19 protein-coding genes are annotated in these 19,603 nt (G+C 71.9%); 3 read left to right on the forward strand and 16 right to left on the reverse strand.

The genetic code is table 11. The annotated features are described in order from the left end of the window. Nucleotides 1-7 precede the first annotated feature (7 nt). Nucleotides 8-655 (reverse strand): FtsB family cell division protein, encoded by a 648-nt coding sequence (locus tag ISU07_RS24825; RefSeq protein WP_323742592.1) that lies wholly within the window; start codon nucleotides 653-655, stop codon nucleotides 8-10. Between the two features lie 31 nt (nucleotides 656-686). Then, nucleotides 687-1,964: a phosphopyruvate hydratase gene (gene eno / locus ISU07_RS13220; protein WP_194707263.1), complete on the reverse strand. Its 1,278-nt coding sequence runs from the start codon at nucleotides 1,962-1,964 to the stop codon at nucleotides 687-689. 104 nt (nucleotides 1,965-2,068) lie between these two features. Here eno and ISU07_RS13225 point away from each other — a divergent pair, with 104 nt between their 5' ends. Then, nucleotides 2,069-2,878 carry a class I SAM-dependent methyltransferase gene (locus ISU07_RS13225; RefSeq protein WP_194707264.1) on the forward strand — a complete coding sequence of 270 codons (810 nt, stop codon included), beginning with the start codon at nucleotides 2,069-2,071 and terminating at the stop codon, nucleotides 2,876-2,878. On the opposite strand, the gene ISU07_RS13230 is transcribed toward ISU07_RS13225, so the two are convergent. Continuing rightward, nucleotides 2,871-4,097 (reverse strand): MFS transporter, encoded by a 1,227-nt coding sequence (locus ISU07_RS13230; protein ID WP_194707265.1) that lies wholly within the window; start codon nucleotides 4,095-4,097, stop codon nucleotides 2,871-2,873. The two genes, ISU07_RS13225 and ISU07_RS13230, sit on opposite strands and share 8 nt — an antisense overlap. Further along, nucleotides 4,094-4,717, reverse strand: a complete 624-nt coding sequence (locus ISU07_RS13235) for a winged helix-turn-helix domain-containing protein (RefSeq protein WP_194707266.1) — start codon at nucleotides 4,715-4,717, stop codon at nucleotides 4,094-4,096. Before ISU07_RS13235 ends, ISU07_RS13230 begins: the two co-directional genes overlap by 4 nt. Nucleotides 4,718-4,840: 123 nt before the next feature. On the opposite strand from ISU07_RS13235, the gene ISU07_RS13240 reads away from it, so the two are divergent. Continuing rightward, on the forward strand, nucleotides 4,841-5,113 hold the full coding sequence (locus tag ISU07_RS13240; protein ID WP_194707267.1) for a hypothetical protein: 273 nt from the start codon (nucleotides 4,841-4,843) through the stop codon (nucleotides 5,111-5,113). Between the two features lie 8 nt (nucleotides 5,114-5,121). Here ISU07_RS13240 and ISU07_RS13245 read toward each other — a convergent pair whose 3' ends face one another. From ISU07_RS13245 to ISU07_RS13280, 8 genes are all read right to left on the reverse strand, one after another. Next, on the reverse strand, nucleotides 5,122-5,493 hold the full coding sequence (locus ISU07_RS13245; protein ID WP_194707268.1) for a hypothetical protein: 372 nt from the start codon (nucleotides 5,491-5,493) through the stop codon (nucleotides 5,122-5,124). 199 nt (nucleotides 5,494-5,692) lie between these two features. Further along, complete coding sequence (locus ISU07_RS13250) at nucleotides 5,693-6,295, reverse strand: MazG family protein (protein WP_323742593.1); 603 nt, start codon at nucleotides 6,293-6,295, stop codon at nucleotides 5,693-5,695. Beyond that, nucleotides 6,295-6,984 (reverse strand): hypothetical protein, encoded by a 690-nt coding sequence (locus ISU07_RS13255; RefSeq protein ID WP_194707269.1) that lies wholly within the window; start codon nucleotides 6,982-6,984, stop codon nucleotides 6,295-6,297. The genes ISU07_RS13250 and ISU07_RS13255 overlap by 1 nt, the downstream gene beginning before the upstream one ends. Before the next feature lie 2 nt (nucleotides 6,985-6,986). After that, nucleotides 6,987-10,586: a transcription-repair coupling factor gene (gene mfd / locus ISU07_RS13260; RefSeq protein ID WP_194707270.1), complete on the reverse strand. Its 3,600-nt coding sequence runs from the start codon at nucleotides 10,584-10,586 to the stop codon at nucleotides 6,987-6,989. A gap of 157 nt (nucleotides 10,587-10,743) precedes the next feature. Beyond that, nucleotides 10,744-12,060 carry a serpin family protein gene (locus ISU07_RS13265; RefSeq protein WP_194707271.1) on the reverse strand — a complete coding sequence of 439 codons (1,317 nt, stop codon included), beginning with the start codon at nucleotides 12,058-12,060 and terminating at the stop codon, nucleotides 10,744-10,746. A 4-nt stretch (nucleotides 12,061-12,064) separates the two neighbouring features. After that, nucleotides 12,065-12,493 (reverse strand): VOC family protein, encoded by a 429-nt coding sequence (locus ISU07_RS13270; RefSeq protein ID WP_194707272.1) that lies wholly within the window; start codon nucleotides 12,491-12,493, stop codon nucleotides 12,065-12,067. Between the two features lie 64 nt (nucleotides 12,494-12,557). Then, nucleotides 12,558-12,731: a hypothetical protein gene (locus ISU07_RS13275; RefSeq protein ID WP_194707273.1), complete on the reverse strand. Its 174-nt coding sequence runs from the start codon at nucleotides 12,729-12,731 to the stop codon at nucleotides 12,558-12,560. 226 nt (nucleotides 12,732-12,957) lie between these two features. After that, a complete protein-coding gene (locus ISU07_RS13280) occupies nucleotides 12,958-13,797 on the reverse strand; it encodes a hypothetical protein (protein ID WP_194707274.1) in 840 nt (279 codons plus the stop codon). A 231-nt stretch (nucleotides 13,798-14,028) separates the two neighbouring features. On the opposite strand from ISU07_RS13280, the gene ISU07_RS13285 reads away from it, so the two are divergent. After that, on the forward strand, nucleotides 14,029-15,861 hold the full coding sequence (locus ISU07_RS13285; RefSeq protein WP_194707275.1) for a multicopper oxidase domain-containing protein: 1,833 nt from the start codon (nucleotides 14,029-14,031) through the stop codon (nucleotides 15,859-15,861). Here ISU07_RS13285 and ISU07_RS13290 read toward each other — a convergent pair. From ISU07_RS13290 to ISU07_RS13305, 4 genes are all read right to left on the reverse strand, one after another. Beyond that, the gene (locus tag ISU07_RS13290) at nucleotides 15,858-16,646 is read right to left on the reverse strand and encodes a 3'(2'),5'-bisphosphate nucleotidase CysQ (RefSeq protein WP_323742594.1); all 789 of its coding nucleotides are present in this window, start codon (nucleotides 16,644-16,646) and stop codon (nucleotides 15,858-15,860) included. The genes ISU07_RS13285 and ISU07_RS13290 overlap by 4 nt on opposite strands. Before the next feature lie 32 nt (nucleotides 16,647-16,678). Continuing rightward, nucleotides 16,679-17,278 (reverse strand): aminoacyl-tRNA hydrolase, encoded by a 600-nt coding sequence (gene pth, locus ISU07_RS13295; RefSeq protein ID WP_194707276.1) that lies wholly within the window; start codon nucleotides 17,276-17,278, stop codon nucleotides 16,679-16,681. 65 nt (nucleotides 17,279-17,343) lie between these two features. After that, on the reverse strand, nucleotides 17,344-18,048 hold the full coding sequence (locus ISU07_RS13300) for a 50S ribosomal protein L25/general stress protein Ctc (protein ID WP_194707277.1): 705 nt from the start codon (nucleotides 18,046-18,048) through the stop codon (nucleotides 17,344-17,346). Between the two features lie 226 nt (nucleotides 18,049-18,274). Further along, entirely contained in the window at nucleotides 18,275-19,402 is a 1,128-nt protein-coding gene (locus ISU07_RS13305; protein WP_323742595.1) for an FAD-dependent oxidoreductase, read from the reverse strand. Nucleotides 19,403-19,603 lie beyond the last annotated feature (201 nt).

A 19,603-nucleotide genomic window follows, 5' to 3' on the forward strand; every position in this document is an offset into this window, starting at 1 on the left:
GGGTCGATCATGGCCCGATCTTCGTCAGCGGCTCCGGCTTGTCCTCCGGAGCGGGCGGGTCGCCGGCGAGCTTCACCGAGTCCCAGGCCGTCTCCCACCACGCCGTCGGCTCCTTGACGATCACCTCGCGCTTCGGCTGGAGCTCGGTCTGCGACTCCAGCGGCTTGCCGTCGGCGCCGAGGACGACGTACGACGTCTCGCCCGGCATCAGGTACCCGAACCGCGCCCGGGCCTGGCTCTGGACGTACGCCGGGTCGCGCCACCGGGCCTTCTCCCGCTCGAGCGCGTTGATGTCGGACTCGCTCTGCGCGATCTGCTCCTTCAGCGCCTGGATGTGGTCGCGCTGCTGGAGGTAGGCCTTGAGCGAGGAGGCGAAGCTGACCGTCAGCACCGCGACCACCAGCACCAGGACGGCCGCCCGTCCGGTCAGCCGGGGTCGCCAGCGCCGTCTCTCGCCGGTCGGGCCCGCGGGAACGCGCGGCGTCGAGCCGGTCGTCACCCACGGCGCCGAGCGGACCTCGGTCTCCGGCGCGTCGTCGGGTACCGGGACGCGGACGGCCCGCGCCGGGCGCGCGGACCCGCGCTGCCCGGGACGACGCGTCGTGCGCGCCGACCCACCGGGCGCGCGCGACGTACGTCGGTCGGGCTTCGGCACGTGGTCGAGTCTGCCGGACCCGACCCGCGAATCAGCCCTGGAAACGCGGGAAGGCGCCAGCCCCGGCGTACCGGGCGGCGTCGCCGAGCTCGCCCTCGATCCGCAGCAGCTGGTTGTACTTCGCGACGCGGTCCGACCGGGCCGGGGCGCCGGTCTTGATCTGGCCGCAGTTGGTGGCGACGGCCAGGTCGGCGATCGTGACGTCCTCGGTCTCGCCCGAGCGGTGGCTCATCATGCAGCGGTAGCCGTTGCGGTGGGCCAGGTCGACGGAGTCGAGGGTCTCGGTCAGCGACCCGATCTGGTTGACCTTCACCAGCAGCGCGTTGGCCTGGCCCCCGTCGATGCCTCGCTGGAGCCGCTCGACGTTGGTGACGAACAGGTCGTCGCCGACCAGCTGGATCCGGCCGCCGAGGGCATCGGTCATCGCCTTCCAGCCGTCCCAGTCCTCCTCGTCGAGGGGGTCCTCGATCGACACGATCGGGTACGCGTCGCACAGCCCGGTGTAGTAGGCGACCATCTCGTCGCTGGACGTGGAGGCGCCCTCGAAGGTGTAGGACCCCGCGTCGTGGAACTCGCTCGCCGCGACGTCCATGGCCAGCGCGATGTCGGTGCCCAGGGTCTGTCCGGAGGCGGCCACGGCCTCGCCGATCAGGTCGAGCGCGGCGCGGTTGGACTCGAGGTTCGGGGCGAAGCCGCCCTCGTCGCCGAGGCCGGTCGAGAGGCCCTTCTTCTTGAGCACGGACTTGAGCGCGTGGTAGACCTCCGCGCCGGAGCGCAGCGCCTCGGCGAACGTCGACGCACCGATCGGGGCGATCATGAACTCCTGGACGTCCACGTTGGAGTCGGCGTGCGCACCGCCGTTGAGGATGTTCATCATCGGCACCGGCAGCAGGTAGGCGTTCGGCCCGCCGACGTACCGGTAGAGCGGCAGCGCCGCCGACTCGGCCGCGGCCTTGGCGACCGCGAGCGAGGCGCCGAGAATCGCGTTGGCGCCGAGGTTGCCCTTGTTGGGCGTGCCGTCGAGCTGGTTCATCGTCTGGTCGACCAGGCGCTGGTCGTCGGCGTCGAGGCCCTCGATGGCGGGACCGATCTTCTGGATGACCGCGTCGACGGCCTTCTGCACGCCCTTGCCGAGGTACCGGTCGCCGCCGTCGCGCAGCTCGACGGCCTCGAACTGACCCGTGGACGCGCCGCTCGGGACGGCCGCCCGGCCGAACGAGCCGTCGTCGAGCAGGACCTCGACCTCGACGGTGGGGTTGCCGCGCGAGTCGAGGATCTCGCGGGCGCCGACAGCTTCGATGGATGCCACGTCTGTGCTCCCTGATGAAGGTAACTGGTGAAGGTGACTGGTGAAGGTGGATGAGTGATGTCTGGTCCCGTCACTCACCCTAGGGCTAGCGGCAGGATGGGGTCATGGCTGATCAGGTGGCGGAAGTGGCCGCGATGTTCGACCGGCTCGCCGGCACCTACGACCAGACGGGTGTGCCCTACTACGCCGTCATCGCGGGTGGCCTGGTCGACCGGCTGCGCGTGCAGCCCGGCGAGCGGGTGCTCGACATCGGGGCCGGCCGCGGGGCCGCGACGCTCCCGCTGGCCGAGGCGGTCGGCGACGGCGGACGGGTCGATGCGATCGACCTCGCGCCGGGGATGGTCGAGCACCTCGCCCGCGACACCGCGGACCTCCCGCAGGTGCACGTCGAGCTCGGCGACGCCACCGACCCCCACCCGCCCGGGGCGCCGTACGACGCCGTCTCCGCGTCGCTCGTCGTGTTCTTCCTGCCGGACCCGGTGGCGGCCCTGGCCCGCTGGCGGGCCCTGCTCCGCGACGGAGGCCGGCTCGGGCTGGCGACGTTCCAGCCGTGGTCGGGCGCGTGGCAGGAGCTCGACGCGCTGACCCAGGAGTTCACCGTGCAGCAGTCGACGATCGCGCGGCAGCCCGGCGCCTTCGACACGGACGCGGGCGTGGAGGGGTTGCTCACCGACGCGGGGTACGGCGAGGCGCGCACCGAGCTCGCGACGTACCGCGTCCCGTTCGCCGACGTCGAGGAGTGGGTGCGCTGGTCGCGGGCCGGCACGGTGATGGGCGGGATCTGGAACCGCACCGACCCGGCCGACCACCCGGAGATCCTGCGTCGCGCGACCGGGATCCTCGAGGGCACCCGCGACGCCGACGGCCGGCTCGGTCTCGAGGTCGGCGCCCGCTACACCTTCGGGGTCAGGTGAGGGTCGCGATCGCCCGGCGCGACCCGAAGAACAGGCACAGCAACGACATCGACAGCCCGAACGCCAGCGTCGCGGTGAGCACCGACGTGGCGCCGGCCAGCGCGCCGAGCACCGGCATCGACAAGGGCATCAGGGTCATGTCACCCAAGGACGTGACCGACGAGACGCGGCCGGTGTACGCCGGGTCGATGGCCTTGAGGAACGCGCTGGACAGCCACACGCTGGCCAGCCCCGCGGTCACGCCGACCGCGGCCATGCCGGCCAGCACGGCCGGGATGAACGGGATGCCGACCGCCGCCAGCCCGAGCCCCTGGACGACGAGCACCCGGAAGCCGCTGCGCGCGGCGTACTCGGGCTGCCACCGGATCGCGGCCAGGCTGCCGACGATCGCGCCGGCGGCCAGCGCGCCGTCCGCGACGCCCAGCCAGCCCGGCCCCCAGCCCGACCCGTTCACGCGCAGGGCGAGCCCGAGCGCGACGACCGGGCTGACGAACACGTTGAGCGCGGTCAGGCCGGTCACGAAGATGCGGGCGGTCGGGCTGCGACGCAGGTAGCCGAGGCCGTCGGTGAACGAGTCGCGCCAGCGCGCGTGCTCGGCGCGTGGGAGCGCGTACCTCGGGCGCACCACGGCCAGCAGGACCGCGGCGATCACCGCGAAGGTCGCGGCGTCCAGCACCATCGCCCAGACCGGCCCGCCCGCGGCGACCAGGATGCCGCCCGTCGGCGCGCCGAGCAGACGCATCACCCGGCCGAGCACCTGCTGCCAGCCCATGACGGTGCCGAAGTCGTCGGGGCCGACGATCTGGCGCATCAGCGACATCCCGGACGGCAGGGTCAGCCCGGCCGCCACCCCGAAGCTGAGGGCGATCGCGAAGAGCGTCGCCGCCCCGTCGTACCCGGCCCGCCAGGCCAGTGCGCCGAGCACCAGCACGGCCGCTCGTGCGACCTGGCCGAGCACCAGGACCACGCGCGGGTCGAGGCGGTCGGCGATCACGCCGCCGACCAGCACCAGCGCGGCCTGCGGGAACATCTCGATGCCGATGACCGCGCCGGCGAGCGCGGGCTGCAGGGTGTGCGCGGCCGTCCAGGCCAGCGCGACGACCCAGGCGGCGTCGCCGAAGGCCGACACCGCGACGCCGACCACCCAGGTGAGCACCATCGGGTCGCGACGCACGGGCGGGGGCGGCGCACCCAGCAGCCCTGCGGACGCGGTCGTCACGGCCGCACCGGCCCGCTCGGGAACAGCCGGACCAGCGTGCGCACGGGGCGCCGGTCGGCGTCCGGGTGGGTCTGCTCGTCGTCGCGCACCTCCGCGGTCCACGCGCTCAGCACCTCACCGAGCCGCCGGTGCAGGTCCGCGGTCTGCTCGGCGGTGGCCTTCACCATGCTGTCGGTGGAGCCGGCCGCACGCCGCCAGTACGCCGGGGCGTCGGCCATCTCCTTGAGCCACGCCTGCACGGCCCGCACCTCGTGCCGGAAGTTCTCCACCTCGGCCTGGTCGGCGATCCGGCGACCGATGCTGCCCTCCTCGAAGTCCTCGACGCTCCAGCTGACGGTGCGCGGCGTCACCTTCCACCAGCTCTCGCGGGTGTCGCGCGCGAGCTCGGGCGCCGGCGCGACGAACCCCTGCCGGTGCAGGGGCTTCACGTGGTAGCTGACGCTGCCCACCGCCAGCCCGGTCCGGGCGGCCAGGCGTCCCACGGTCGCCGGACCCTCGATCCAGAGCAGCTCGGCCAACCACCGGCGGGTCGGGTGGTGCAGGGCGATGAGCATGTCCATCAGCTCGGTGGAGGTGCCGTCGTCGACGACGTGGCGCTCCTCGGCGGTCTTGCGCGGCATGCCGCCAGCCTCCGCGACCCGGCCGACGTTCCACAAGAGTTCTTGTATAAGTCACGGCCGAAGCACGAGATGAACCCGACCGCCGTGCCGTGCGTGTCAGGGAGAGAGACCGAGGTGAGTGGCATGACGCACGGAGCATCGCTGGCACGGACCGTCGAGGCGACGCAGAGGTCCCTCGAGGAACGGCTCGGGGAGGCGCTGGTCCCCCACGAGGACCCACGGCGGCCGCGCGACCACTACGCGGCCACCGACGCCTTCCTCGCCGCGACCAGCCGGCACCTGGCGGCGGCCGAGGCCGTGCTCGTGCGGCCGGTCCGCGACGCGGTGCCTCAGGGCGAGGACCTGGGTCGGGAGTACCTGCATGCCGCGCGACACCGGCGCGCGCCACGGGGGTGAGTGCCGGCTCATGACTCCCGGCTGCGGCGGTCGGCGCGCCAGCCCTCGACGATGGCCTCCAGCTCCGCGTCGTTGATCCGCGTGATCGAGCGGCTGGGGAGCGGCTGCCCCGACGCCCGGCAGAGGGTCCGGACGTGGGCGTCGGCGTTCTCGATGTAGGGCCGGAGCCGGACGCGGTCGCGGAAGCCGAATCCCTTGATGGTCGTGCGGTACTCCCAGAGCCGGTCGACCTGCTCCTCGGTGACCTGGCGGAACGCCGCGAGGTGGCGCTCGCGCCGCTCGTCGTTGATGCGGCGCGAGGCGGTGGCGTGGCCGGACACGCGCGGGACCGGCTGCACGGTGACCAGCCACGGTCCGGCGTCGTGGGAGCCGACCAGCACGGGGACGACCAGCGCGAGCCCGTGCGCGTCGACGTGCCGGGCGACCGCCTGCCGGAAGCGCAGCGCCCGCCACCACTGGCCGAGGCGGGCGGCGGCCCCGCGCTCCTCGTCACGGAGCAGCTCGCCGTTGAGCCGGCGCAGGCCCCATTCCGGAGCAGGTCGGCGATCCCGGCGTCCATGTCACCGGAATGTAGAGGGATCAGGCCGGCAGCACGCGGCGAACGGCGTCACGCAGCGCGTGCTCGGGGTCGACACCCGCCGCCCGCGCCTCGGCGACGAGGGCGAGCAGCCGGTCGCCGAGGTCGTCGCCGGCCGGGATGGTCACCGGCGTCCCCGCCCGCTCGGCGCGGTCGAGCACCTTGTCGGCGAGCAGCAGCGCGGGCAGTCCGGGCGGGAGGCCGTCGAGCACGGAGTCGCGCGGCTTCTCCTGGGCCTTCACCGACTCCCACAGCTCGTTGACCGACGCGGCGTCGGTGACGCCGGCCAGCTCCCCGTCCGGCCCGAACACGTGCGGGTTGCGGCGGCGCAGCTTGTCGACGATGCCCTGGACGACGTCGTCGAAGGTGTACTCGCCCGCCTCCTCGGCGATGACGGCGTGGAAGCCGATCTGCAGCAGCAGGTCGCCGAGCTCCTCCCGCAGGTGGTCGGAGTCGCCGGAGTCGATGGCCTCCAGGGTCTCCCAGGACTCCTCGACGAGGTAGCGCCGCAGCGACTCGTGCGTCTGCTCCCGCTTCCACGCGCACTCGGCGCGCAGGCGACGCATGTCGTCGCGGAACTGCTCGAGCGGGCCGGGACCGGGCACTAGCCGCAGCGCTGGGACGCCGGCAGGGACGCGGAGTAGGCCTGGTCCGGGCCGCTGTCGGAGCTGAACTTGCCCGCGGCGACGGCGTTGGCGCTCAGGGCGTACGACGTGTCGTTCCTGATGTTCTTGACGTTGCCGTCGGTGATCTCGAAGGAGTACTTCGGGTTCACGTCGAGCGTGTGGTCACCGAACCAGACCGACAGCTCCTCGCGGCCACGCGCGACCTTCTGGTCGTCGGTCGCGCCCGGCTTGCCCTCGTTGAGCAGCAGCTCACCGCCGATCTGGCGTTCGACGGCGACGACGTAGTCCTGCGCCGACGCGACCTCGACGTACTCGGCGCGATGGGCCGCAGGGAGCTGCTCGGACTGCGACTCGTCGGTCTTGACCTCGTCGCGGTACCCGGCCGGCTCGGTGATGCCGTGCTGGGCGGCCAGCTGCTCGGCAGCCGCCCGCAGGGTCAGGCTGCCGGCGACGAAGGTGCGGACCAGGCGCAGCGGGACGACCTGGCCCTGGGACTTGATCTGCTCCTCCAGCGCCCGGCAGTACCCCTCGGTGAGCCGGTCGACGTCGGAGGTGGTGACCGTCCGGTCGCCGACCTTCGCGGCCACGCCCGGACCGGCCGCGCCGCAGCCGCTCAAGGTCAGGGCTGCGACCGCAGCGACGACACCAGCGACTACCTGCCTGGGCATGCTCATGACTCCTTGCCCGAATTGTTGGTCGGATCGATCACCGCGTCGATGACACCGCGGGCCCATTCAAGCAGGGCCAGCCCGGTGATCGGCTGCCCCCCGACCATCGCGGTCTGCGGCCGTGGGACGAGCACCGTCTCGACCGGCGGCTTGACGATGCTCCGGGGGTACATCCGCTGCAGCCTCACGGTCATCGAGTCCGGCAGGACGACCGGTGCGAACCGCACGTTGCGCCCCGCGATGGTGACCTCCTTGATGCCCGCGCGCCGGGCCCGGGCCCGGAACAGCGCCACGAACAGCAGGCTCACGACCTCCTCCGGCGGCTCGCCGTACCGGTCCACCATCTCCTCGCGGAGCAGGTCGACGTCCTCGTCCGCGCGTACCTCGGCGAGCCGCTTGTACATCTCCAGCCGCAGCCGCTCCGACGGGATGTACTCGTGCGGCAGGTGGGCGTTCACGGGCAGCTCGATGCGCACCTCGCCGAGCTCGGGCTCGCCGTCGCCCTTGAACTCGTGGACGGCCTCGCCGACCAGCCGGACGTACAGGTCGAACCCGACGTCGGCGATGTGACCGGACTGCTCGCCGCCGAGCAGGTTGCCGGCGCCGCGGATCTCGAGGTCCTTCATGGCGATGGCCATGCCGCCGCCGAGGTCGGAGTGCTGGGCCAGGGTGGCCAGCCGCTCGTGGGCGGTCTCGGTGAGCGGCTTCTCCTGCGGGTAGAGGAAGTAGGCGTACGCCCGCTCGCGGGACCGGCCCACGCGTCCCCGCAGCTGGTGCAGCTGCGAGAGCCCGAGGGTGTCGGCCCGCTCGATGATCATGGTGTTGGCGTTGGAGACGTCCAGGCCGGACTCGACGATGGTCGTGCAGACCAGCACGTCGAAGCGCTTCTCCCAGAAGTCCAGCATCACCTGCTCGAGCTGGTGCTCCCCCATCTGGCCGTGCGCGGTGGCGACCCGCGCCTCGGGCACCAGCTCGCGGATCTTGGCGGCCGCCTTCTCGATGCTCTGCACGCGGTTGTGGATGTAGAAGACCTGGCCCTCGCGCAGCAGCTCGCGACGTACGGCGGCCACGACGGTGCGGTCCTCGTAGCCGCCGACGTACGTCAGCACCGGGTGCCGCTCCTCGGGCGGTGTGGTGATCGTCGACATCTCGCGGATGCCGGTGACCGCCATCTCGAGCGTGCGCGGGATCGGCGTCGCGCTCATCGACAGCACGTCGACGCTCGTGCGCAACCGCTTCATCTGCTCCTTGTGCTCGACGCCGAAGCGCTGTTCCTCGTCGACGATGATCAGGCCGAGGTCCTTGAGCCGGATGTCGGGGTTCAGCAGCCGGTGGGTGCCGATGACGATGTCGACGCTGCCCTCGCGCAGGCCCTCGACGACCTCCCGGGCCTCCTTGTCGGTCTGGAAGCGGCTCAGCGCCTTCAGCGTCACGGGGAAGGCGCCCATCCGCTCCTCGAACGTCGACATGTGCTGCTGCACGAGCAGCGTGGTCGGCACGAGCACCGCGACCTGCTTGCCGTCCTGCACCGCCTTGAACGCCGCGCGCACCGCGATCTCCGTCTTGCCGTAGCCGACGTCGCCGCACACGAGCCGGTCCATCGGCACGACGCGGCGCATGTCGGCCTTGACCTCGTCGACCGTGCTCAGCTGGTCCGGGGTCTCGGTGAAGGGGAAGGCATCTTCGAGCTCGCGCTGCCACGGGGTGTCCGGCCCGAAGGCGAAGCCCTTGGTGGCCTGCCGGGCGGCGTACAGCTTGATCAGCTCCGCGGCGATCTCGCGGACCGCCTTGCGGGCGCGACCCTTGCGCTTGGCCCAGTCGGAGCCGCCGAGCCGGTCCAGGCTGGGCTGCTCGCCGCCGACGTACCGGGTGACCTGGTCGAGCGCGTCGGCCGGGACGTAGAGCCGGTCCGGCGGGCCGCCGCGCTTGGAGGCGCCGTACTCGAGGACGAGGTACTCCCTGGTCGCGCCGTGCACCTCGCGCTGCCGCATCTCCACGAACCGCCCGACGCCGTGCTGCTCGTGCACCACGTAGTCGCCGGTCGTGAGCTCGAGCGGGTCGATCTGGCGCTTGCGGCGTGCGGGCATCTTGCGCATGTCGCGCGTCGAGGCCTTCTGCCCGGTCAGGTCGTCGCTGGTGAGCAGGGCGAGCCGGTTGACCGGGTCGACGAAGCCGTGGGTCAGGCCCCCGCAGTCGACGGTGACGAGGTCGCGGGTCCAGGCCTGGTCGAGGCCGAGCCGGGCAGGCACGTCGTTCTCCCCGAGCAGCTCGACCATGCGCTGGGCCGGTCCGTGGCCGGGGTGCACGACGGCGACGCGGTAGCCCTCGCCGAGCCAGCCCTTCATGTCGGAGACGGCCCGCTGCATGTCGCCGCGGTAGGCCTCGGCGGGCCTGGCAGGCAGGCTCCTGCTCGGCACCGCCCCTGCCTCGACGTCGATGTCCACGCTGACGATCTCGCCGAGGTCGTCACGCAGCGGCTCGCCCGGCGAGATGCCCTCGTCGTCGATGCCGAACGGGCTGAGCGTCCACCACGGCAGGTCGCGCTCGAGGGAGTGGACGCGGACGTCGGAGAGGGAGCGGTACGACGCGGCACCGAGGTCGATCGGCGCTGCGCCGCCGCCGGCGGCCGCGGCCCAGCTGGCGCCGAGGAACTCGTCGCTGGTCGCGACCAGGTCGTGCGCGCGGGAGCGGGCCCGCTCGGGGTCGAGCACCAGGACGTGGGTGTCGGCCGGCATCAGGTCGACCAGCAGCTCCATCTCGTCGACCAGCGTGGGGGCCAGCGACTCCATGCCCTCGACCGCGATCCCCTGCGCGATCTTGTCCGTGAGCTCGACGAGCGCCGGGTGCGCCTCGCCGAGCTCCCAGGCCCGGCGGCGTACGTCGTCGGTGAGCAGCAGCTCGCGGCACGGAGGCGCCCAGAGCCGGTCGGCCTTCTCGAGCGTCCGCTGGTCGGCGACCGCGAAGGTACGGATCTCCTCGACCTCGTCGCCCCAGAACTCCACACGCAGCGGGTGCTCGTCCGTCGGCGGGAACACGTCGACGATGCCACCGCGCACCGCGAACTCACCGCGCTTCTCGACCAGGTCGACCCGGCTGTAGGCGGCGTCGACCAGACGTCGTACGACGTCGTCGATCTCCGCCTCCGCACCCACCGCGAGCTCCACCGGCTCGAGGTCGCCGAGACCCTTGACCTGCGGCTGGAGGACGGACCGGACGGGAGCGACGACGACCCGCAGCGGACCGGTCTCCGGGGTGTCGCCCGGGTGGCAGATGCGACGCAGCACGGCGAGGCGGCGGCCGACCGTGTCGCTGCGCGGGTTGAGCCGCTCGTGCGGCAGCGTCTCCCAGCTCGGGTAGTAGCCGACCGTCGCGGGGTCGACGAGGTCGGCCAGCTGGGCGACCAGGTCCTCGGCCTCACGGCCGGTCGGCGTGACCGCCAGGACCGTGCGCCCGGCGCGCACCAGCCCGGCGACCACGAACGGCCGCAGCGCCTCCGGCCCGGTCAGGTCGAGCGCGCGCACCAGCCCGCCCTCGGCGTCGGCCATCGCCTGGTGGAGCGTGGCGTCGGCCAGCACGGCATCGGCGAGGGGTTTCAGGCTCACGAAGACTCCAGGGTCGGGCAGCACGATCGCCCCCTGTCGGGCTCGACAGGGGGTGCGGTCACCACTCTAGGCGACCCCTCCGACAGCCCTCCGACGGATTCGTCAGCGATCCTGCGGGTCCTCGCAGCGTCACGCGCCCTGACGAATCGCGAGGACGTCAGCCGCGTGGGTCGGTCACGCGCCCGACGAACAGCGGGGTGCCGTGCTCGACGTCGTGGATGACGAACAGGAACGGTCGGTCCACGACCAGCGGCACGGTCTCGGGCATCGACGTGCCTCCGACGGCGACGGCCGTGGCCGCGGCCGCCTCGGTCCCGGCCTCGTCGACGGCGATCCATGCCTGGTGGGCGACGTCGGTGATGCACAGGCCGTCGGCGTCCTCGGTCATCCCGGAGAAGTCGGCGGCCGAGGGGTCGAACGCGGTCGGCATGCCGAGCGCACCGAGGACCTCCGCCAGGTCGGAGGCCGGCCGGAAGGTCCACTTCGGGAGGCTCAGGCTGACTGCCGTGGAGGACACGTTCGCGATGTACGTCGCCAGGTTGCCCGGCGCCACCTGCTGCTCCTCGAAGGAGGCCAGGTCTTCCGGCAGGAGGACGGTCATCGCCAGCGTGCCGCCGTAGTAGGGCAGCCGGACGACGCGGCACCCGTCGACCTCGGCGTACCCCGCCCCCATCAACGTTCCGCGCATCGTCGGCACGTCGACGGGGTCACCACCGTCGACGTGGAACGGCAGGTCCGCCGTCGCGTGCTCCTCGAACGTCGTCTGCCAAGGCGCCTTGAAGTACAGGGCGTTCACCAGCACCAGCTTCGTCAGCGCGTCGACCGACCCCGGAGGCAGGATCTCCGGGATCCGGTCGTGGGTCTGCTCCGCGGTCCAGGCGTTGACGGCCACGCGGCCCGCCTCCGTCGCGCCGGCCCAGTCGACGACCCGCATGCCGGCGCCGTACGACGCGGCGAGCGTGTCGAGGTACGCCGGCCGCCACGGCGTGGCCTTGTCCCCGAAGAGCGCGTTGGCGCTGTCGAGCTTGATCACGGCCGGTTCGTCGCCCGGGCGCTCCTCGGTGATCGCCAGGGCCTCGACGGCCTGGGTCAGCGCGCCGAGCCCGCCGTTGTACGCCGCCAGGTCCAGGTCAGCGATGTCCAGACCGAGCACGTGGGCCATCTCCCCGGCGGTGGCGCCGACCGCGCCGTTGGCGGTCATCGCGAGCGCGACCGCGACCGAGTACGGCGAGAGTGCGAGGTTGCCGGGCGTCCCCGCCAGGCCGCCGTACAGCCCGCCGCCGAGGCGGTGCATGACAGCGACGACCGGCGCGATGACGGCCGGGTCGCCCGGAGTGCGCTCGACGTCGGAGGAGACGAGGTCCACGTCCTCAGCATGGCTCGTGCGGTCGCCGCCGCAGGCGGCGAGGGAGGAGACGCTGGTCGCGAGGGCCGCGAGCCCGATCAGGCGGAGGACGTCGCGGCGCGTGGGCATGCGGCTAGCACGGATCCGGCGAGGCCGGGGTTCCGGCCCGCGCGGCGTCCTTCTCGGCCTGGCTGCGCAGCACGCAGAACTCGTTGCCCTCCGGGTCGAGGAGGACGGCCCAGCCGGTGCCCGGGCCCCACTGCCCACGGAGGTCGTTGAAGATCGTGGCGCCCGCGGCCAGCACGCGCTCGGTCTCCTCGTCGCGCGTGCCGGACCGTGGCACCAGGTCGAAGTGCAGGCGGTTCTTGCCGGGCTTCTCGTCCGGCACCTCGATGAACAGGATGTGGTGGCCCGTCGCCGGGTCGAGGATCATGCACTCCTCGTGGCCGGGCTCGTTCGGGTCGCCGTCGACCATCTCGTAGCCGAGCAGCGTGCGCCACCACTCCGAGAGCTCGTAGGCGTTGTGGCAGTCGACCGAGGTGTGCGAGACGAAGCAGGTCATGACCCCGACCCTGCCTCAGCAGAGCGCGCGGACGCGAGCAGATTTGCCGGCCGGCGAGGAGCGCTCAGTGCAGGACGAGGTCGACGGTGCGGCCGGAGGCCGAGCCGGGGACCGACGGCGGCACGCAGTCGCAGGTGTCCGAGCAGGGCAGGAAGGTGTGGGGCGCGTGGCCGCACGCGGTGCACGGCATCTCGTGCGACAGGTGAGCGGTGTGCCGCTCGGTGACGGTGTCCCACATGGCCCTTCTCCTTCCCTTTCTCGCGCGTTGGCGGTGACCTTGGTAAGGATGGTCGACGGTCGCAGGAGATACGTCCGTTTCGACGGGAACAGACCGAGAAGCTCATCGGCCTAGTCCGAACGGGCCACAAGGCCTGGGGCAACGGGGTCAGGAACTGGTCCGGACCGGTCTAGAACGCGGCACTCGCCCGCCAGCCGGTGGCTGACGGGCGAGTGCGTCCGCGTGGCTACTTCAGGGTGATGACGCGGTGCATGCCCATGAACACGTGCGGCATGCCGCCCATGCTGGCGTCCGGCCAGAAGCAGAGCATCACGTACTTGCCCTTGGGCAGGTTGTAGCGGAACTCCGCCGAGTAGCCGGGGCTGAGCACCCCGCTGTCGATGCCGATGTCGAAGTTGACCGGCGGTGGACCACCCGGTCCCGACTGGATGGACTTCACCCAGGTCTTGAAGTCCGCGTAGGTCATGCCCTTCTTGAGCTTGGCCATGATGATGAAGTGGTTGTTGGTCGCCGCGTTGGTGAACTGCATCAGGCCCTTGTGCGGGATCGACGCGGGCTTGCGCGCCCAGCTCGTGTCCAGCCGGGCCTTGATCCTCGCGTCGGCCTGCGGCATCACGTTGCCCGTGTCGACACCGTCCACCGTGAAGGCGAAGAACTTCGCCGCGTCGTTGGTGTTGGTGTCCACCGCCCAGTAGCTACCGAGGTCCAGGTCGACGACCAGGATGTCGGCGGTGTCGTCGGCCTGCATGCCGCCGAGCAGGGTGATGTTGGCCTCGAACCGCTTGAGCGCCTTGATGTTGTTGCCGTCCAGACCCTTCTCGATGTCGCGGGCGGCCTCGGCCGGCGTGTAGCCCGCGGCCGGGCGCACCAGCTGGAACGCCGAGCCCTTCTTGGCCGCGCTGGTGACCGAGAACGTGTTGACACCAGGCTGGATCACGGTCGGCATGGTGACGACACGCTTGGCGCTGATGGTCACCGCGACGGGAGGAGTAGCCGCGGCCGACTGCGCCGGCGCTGCCACACCGATCGCGGTGAGGCTGGCTGCGCCGACGAGCGCCAGGCTCACCGTCGCAGCGTGGATCTTCGGAACTTTCATGTGATGTCCCCCGGTTCCTGCACCAACCGCTCCCGGCCCTTCCGAGTGCCCGGTGCCCGGCCACTTTCTACCCGGAGGGGCCGTGTTGCCGCGACATATATGTGGGAGGAGATGCCGATACGCCCCCTGGGCTAGACCACTTCACCTCATCAGCGCCGAATGACGTTGGTGATCTCGGGTCGCGTCACGCACACTGCCGTCGTGGCGTCGAGGGGGGTCCGCCTGGTGGCCGGCCGGGTGGGCATGGTGGCACTGATCGCCCTGGCGGTGGGCTTCACGGCCGCCGATCCGCTGGGCGCCCGCACCCAGGCCGTCTCGGCGCGGCCCTCGGCCGCCCGGGACGCGGTGACGATCGTGATCGGCGTCGGCGGAGCGGTCCACGGCTACTCCCCTCGGTCGGTCTCCGTCGAGCGCGGCGGTCAGCTGGTCGTCCAGAACGACGACAACGTGACGCACACGGTCACCTCGGAGGCGGTCGGCACCCAGGGCGACCCGCTCTTCGACCAGCTCGTGCCCGCGCACTCGAGCCGCACCCTCGTGCTTCCCTCGACGCTGGGCGCCGGGGAGTACGCCTTCTACTGCAGCTTCCACCCCACCATGCACGGGACGCTGGTCGTGACCGGCGAGCCCGGCCAGGTGCCGGAGCCGCCGGACTTCGAGCAGGAGCTGCGGATCCCTGAGGTGCTGAACGGCAGCGACCTCACGATCCACGTGCGCCGGGCGCCGGTGCGCGTCATGCCTCACGGTCCCAGGACCCGCATGTGGACCTACGGCGGCACGTTCCCGGGGCCGACGATCAAGCGACCCACGGGCACGACGACCCGGGTCACGTTCGTCAACGACCTGCCTCGGCGAGCCGGGTCCCTGACCGTGCACCAGCACGGCGGGCACCAGACCTCGGCCGATGACGGCCAGCCGACACGTCAGCTGATCGTGCGGGGCGACAGCCGCACGTACACCTACCGCCTCGTCGAGGGCGGGAAGCCGATGCCCGCGAGCTTCCGCTTCTACCACGACCACCGGATGGGCCGGACCGCCCCCAACAACTGGCGCGGACTCCAGGGCATGTTCCTGGTGACCGACGAGCGGGAGGAGCGGCTCGGCCTCCCGAGTGGTCGCTTCGACGTCCCCTTGCACATCTCCGAGCGCAGCTTCACCCCGCACAACCAGCTGACCGATCCCTTCCCCGGCGCCCGCATGCACGAGTGGATGACCGGTCCGCAGGCACCCCCGAACGACGCCACCGTGGGCCGGCGGGTGCTGGTCAACGGTCAGTTCGCGCCGTACCTGAAGGTGCGGCCGGGCCGCTATCGCCTGCGCCTGCTGGACGCCTCCCTCTTCTCGGCGTACGACTTGGCGCTCTCCAGTGGGCGACCCTTCGTCCAGGTCGGCACGGGCAGCGGACTACTTCCTCACAAGGTCGTCCGCCAAGACATCCTGCTCGGGCCGGCGCAGCGCGCGGACGTCGTCGTCGACTTCACGGGGCAGGCGGGCGAGAACGTCCTGTTGTCCTCGATCCCCCGCAGCGACGCAACGGTGGGGACGGGCACGCGGTCGGCCGCGATCATGCAGTTCCGGGTACGTGGGCGGCCACCGACGCGCGATGCCCGAGTTCCCGATGCCCTCCGGCCCGTCCCCCACCTCGACGTGCCGAGCACCGTGTCCAAGACGTGGACCTTCGACCTGACCAAGTCAGGTCACGGCTCCTACTGGTCGATCAACGACAAGATGTTCGACCCGGGGCGAGTGGACCACCGCGTACGGCTCGGCTCGATCGAGCGGTGGCGGCTTCGCAACACCAGCGACGTGACCCACTACGTCCACCTCCACGAGGAGCAGTGGCGCACGATCAGCCGCGACGGCAGACCTCCGCCGCCGTGGGAGCGCGGCTTCGAGGACACCTGGCGCCTCGACCCGGGGGAGACCGTGGAGGTGGCCGCTCGCTTCACCGACTACCGCGGGGTGTTCATGGTGCACTGCCACATGCTCGACCACGAGGACCACGGGATGATGGCCCAGTTCGAGGTCTACTAGTCCGTGCCGTGCCGGCGCACGAACTCGATGATCGCCTCGGAGAGCTCCGGGCGGCACACGATGAGGTCGGGCAGGTAGACGTCGTCCTGGTTGTACTCGAGCTCGCTGCCGTCGATGCGCGAGCAGAAGAGTCCCGCCGAGCGGGCCACGGCCACCGGGGCGGCGTTGTCCCACTCGTACTGCCCGCCGGCGTGCACGTAGGCGTCGGTCACGTCCCGGACGACGGAGATCACCTTGGCCCCGGCCGAGCCCATCGGCACCAGCTCGGCGTCGATCTCGGCGGCGAGCGCCTCGACGAACGCCGGGGGGCGGGTGCGGGAGACCGCGATCCGCGGCCTGGCCGACGTGCGGTCGGGTACGACGGGTGGCGCGGCGGTGCTGAACGTCTCGCCGAGCGCGGGCTGGGCGACGGCGCCGGCGACGAGCTCGCCCTTGTGCCACAGGGCGACGTGCACCGCCCAGTCGTCGCGCGGGGGCTCGGAGAACTCCCGGGTGCCGTCGAGCGGGTCGACGATCCACACGCGTTCGGCGTGCAGGCGGGCCTTGTCGTCCTTGCCCTCCTCCGACAGCACGGCGTCGTCGGGGCGGTGGTTGGCGAGCAGCGTCATCAGCAGCTCGTGGGCCGCCCGGTCGCCGGCGTCCTTGAGCTCCTTGCCCTCGAGTCCCTCCGCGCGGACCTCGAGCAGTCGCTCCCCGGCGACCGTGGCCAGCCACTCGGAGAGGACGTGGTCGTCGGCACCGGGCGGCGGCGTGCGGCCAGCATGGTCCGCGTGGTTGTCGATCACGGTCGCCACCCTAGCCACGGGCCGTGGCCGGCCTATCGGTTGAACCGCTGCTGGGTCGTCTCCAGCCCGTCGGCGACCAGCGACTCGACCGCGTCGGCGGCCTCGACGACGTTCATGTCGAGCTCCTTGCGCTCGGTGGCACTGAAGTTCGACAGCAGGAAGTCGGCGGGGTCCTGGCGGCCGGGCGGTCGGCCCACGCCGACCCGGACCCGGTGGAACTCGCCACTGGACAGCGACCCGCGCATGGACCGCAGCCCGTTGTGCCCGTTGTCACCGCCGCCGAGCTTCACCCGCAGCGCACCGAACGGGATGTCGAGCTCGTCGTGCACCGCGACGATCCGCTCCGGGGGCACCTTGTAGAACTTCGCCAGCGTCGAGACCGGTCCGCCGATCTCGTTCATGTACGCCCGCGGCCGGGCCAGCACGACACGAGGCGTGTCCGGCCCGATCGGTCCGAGGCGGCCCTCGACCACGTCGGCACGACCGGACTTGTGGGCGCGCAGCGGCGAGCCCATCCGCTCGGCGAGCACCTCGACGACGAGGTACCCGACGTTGTGGCGGTGCCCGGCGTACGCCGGGCCGGGGTTGCCCAGCCCGACGACCAGCCAGACCGGCGCGGGATCGTCGCTCACGTCAGCCTTCCGACCGAACAGCCGGCCCAGGTCACGCCCGAGCCGGGCACGACCTGAGCGGGGGATCACTCCTCGTCGCCACCCTCGGCGGACTCGCCACCCTCGGCGGACTCGCCCTCCTCGCCCTCGGCGGCCTCGGCCTCCGCCGCGACCTCCTCGTCGCTGGGCTCGTGGACGATGCCGACCTCGGCCTCGGCCTCGGCGAGCTCGGCCTCGACCTCCTCGGCGGACTGCGCCTGCGTGATGTTGATGACCAGGGTCTCGGGGTCGACCACGAGCGTGGTGCCGTCGGGCAGCACGAGCTGCGCGGCGAGGATCTGGGTGCCCGCCTGCAGGCCCTGGATGTCGACCTCGATGTACTCGGGGATGTGGGTTGCCTCGGCCTCGACCTGGACCGTGGCGTTCTCGGTGACGACCAGCGTCTCGGGGGCGGCGTCGCCCACGGTGTGGATCGGCACGTCGACGGTGACCTTCTCGCCGCGGCGGACGGCCACGAAGTCGATGTGCTCGAGGACCCGGCGGATCGGGTCGACCTGGACCTGCTTGCTCAGGACGAGCTGCTCGGACCCGTCGATGTCCAGCTCCAGCAGGGCGTTCGCACCGCCGTGCTTGAGGGCCATCATCGTCTGGTGGCCCGGCAGGGTCAGGTGGATGGGGTCGTTGCCGTGGCCGTAGACGACCGCGGGGATCTTGTTGTCGCGGCGGATCCGACGGGCGGCACCCTTGCCGAACTCCGTGCGCTTCTCGGCGGTGATCTTCTCGGCAGCCATGCGTGTGGTCTCCTCGTGCTGATGTCGGTGAGCCCCAGCGGAGGACCAGTGAGGAGGGCCGCGCGCGACGGGCGGCCCATCGAACCCAGTGGCCGGCCCAGTCGATCACGGCGGACCCGCAGGGTGCGGGGCCTCCCTCGCCGAGGCAACCTGGCGAGTCTAGGAGACGCTCCCGCTCCCGCGCGAATCGCGCGTGGGCGAGGCGCACCGCGCCTCGGACGGTGGGTCAGCGCAGCATCTCGTCGACGGCCAGCCTGGCCGACGACGGACAGCCCTTCGTGAAGCCGTAGAAGGGTCCGAAGTCGCGCGTGCTGGCGAACCCGGTGACGAACAGGCCCCTCAACGAGGTCTCGAAGCCGGGGCTGAGGTCGGGGAAGCCGTCGGTGACCGAGACGCGGTCCAGGACACCGGCGAGGTACGGGACGGCAGCCAGGTCGGCCCGGTAGCCGGAGGCGAAGACGACGTGGTCGACGGTCAGCAGCTGCCCGTCGGACAGCGTCAGTGTCACGTCGTCATCACCGGACGCGACCGCGGTGACCTCGGTCAGCGGGTGACTGGTGACGACCCCGGGCTTCAGGCGCGGGGTCAGCCACCACTCGAGCGTGAGCCGGCCGACCTGCCAGAACTGGAGCGCGATGGCCTGCTGCTCGGTGGCCGGCAGGTCTCGCCACCAGCCGCGGACGGCCAGGGTCTGCTCGACGAGCGGGTCGACGAACTTCCAGCTGACCTTCTCGAACGCGGGTGTCTCGTGGCGGTGCACGACGTCGACCTTCGTCGCGCCGTGGTCGCAGAGCAGCGCGGCCCACTCGTAGGCGCTCTGCCGTCCGCCGATGACCGCCACCCGTCTCCCGGCCAGGTCGTCGAAGTCGACCAGCTCGCTGGTGTGGGCCCGGCGGTCGGCGGGCACGTCGTCGTACCAGGCCGGCAGCTGGGCGAAGTGCCGGATGCCGGGGCACGCCAGCACCTTGTCGGCGGTGATCGACGAGCCGTCCGCCATCGCGGCCGTGAAGACGCCGTCGGCGGTCAGCTCGGCCACCACCCGCCGGTCGGCCTCGATGCCCTTGCGCCGCGCGAACCAGTCGGTGTGGTCCAGGAACACCCGGATCGGGATCGGGTCCACGTCGGCCGGGTCGAGGCCGGCGTCCTCGAAGTACGCCTCGAACGAGTCGTGGCCGGCGGCGTCCAGCGACCAGTCCGGCCCGGAGCGGAGGTACATCTCCGCGGGCATCTGCTCGCGCCAGAACGCCATCGGCAGGCCGACCATGTGGGTGTCGATGCCCCGCTCACGGGCGTACGCCGCCGCCGAGTAGGCGTAGGGGCCCGCACCGATCACCAGCAGGTCGGCGCGGGTCACCCGCCGAGCATAGGAGGTCACATCGCCCGAGGGTTCGGGATCCCCGCGGGCGTTCGGACATATACCTGATCGCGGGGATGCGCAGGGATCCACCTCGCCTATCCTCCGTAACAAGGGGGATCGAGGCCTGGCTCGTTCGAGTGATGCTCGGGCCCGGTTGCGAGATGCGGGGGGCATTTCGATGAGGCGTGAAGTCGGCTG

The sequence above is a fragment of the Nocardioides islandensis genome, from assembly GCF_015352455.1.
GTDB lineage: Bacteria > Actinomycetota > Actinomycetes > Propionibacteriales > Nocardioidaceae > Nocardioides > Nocardioides islandensis.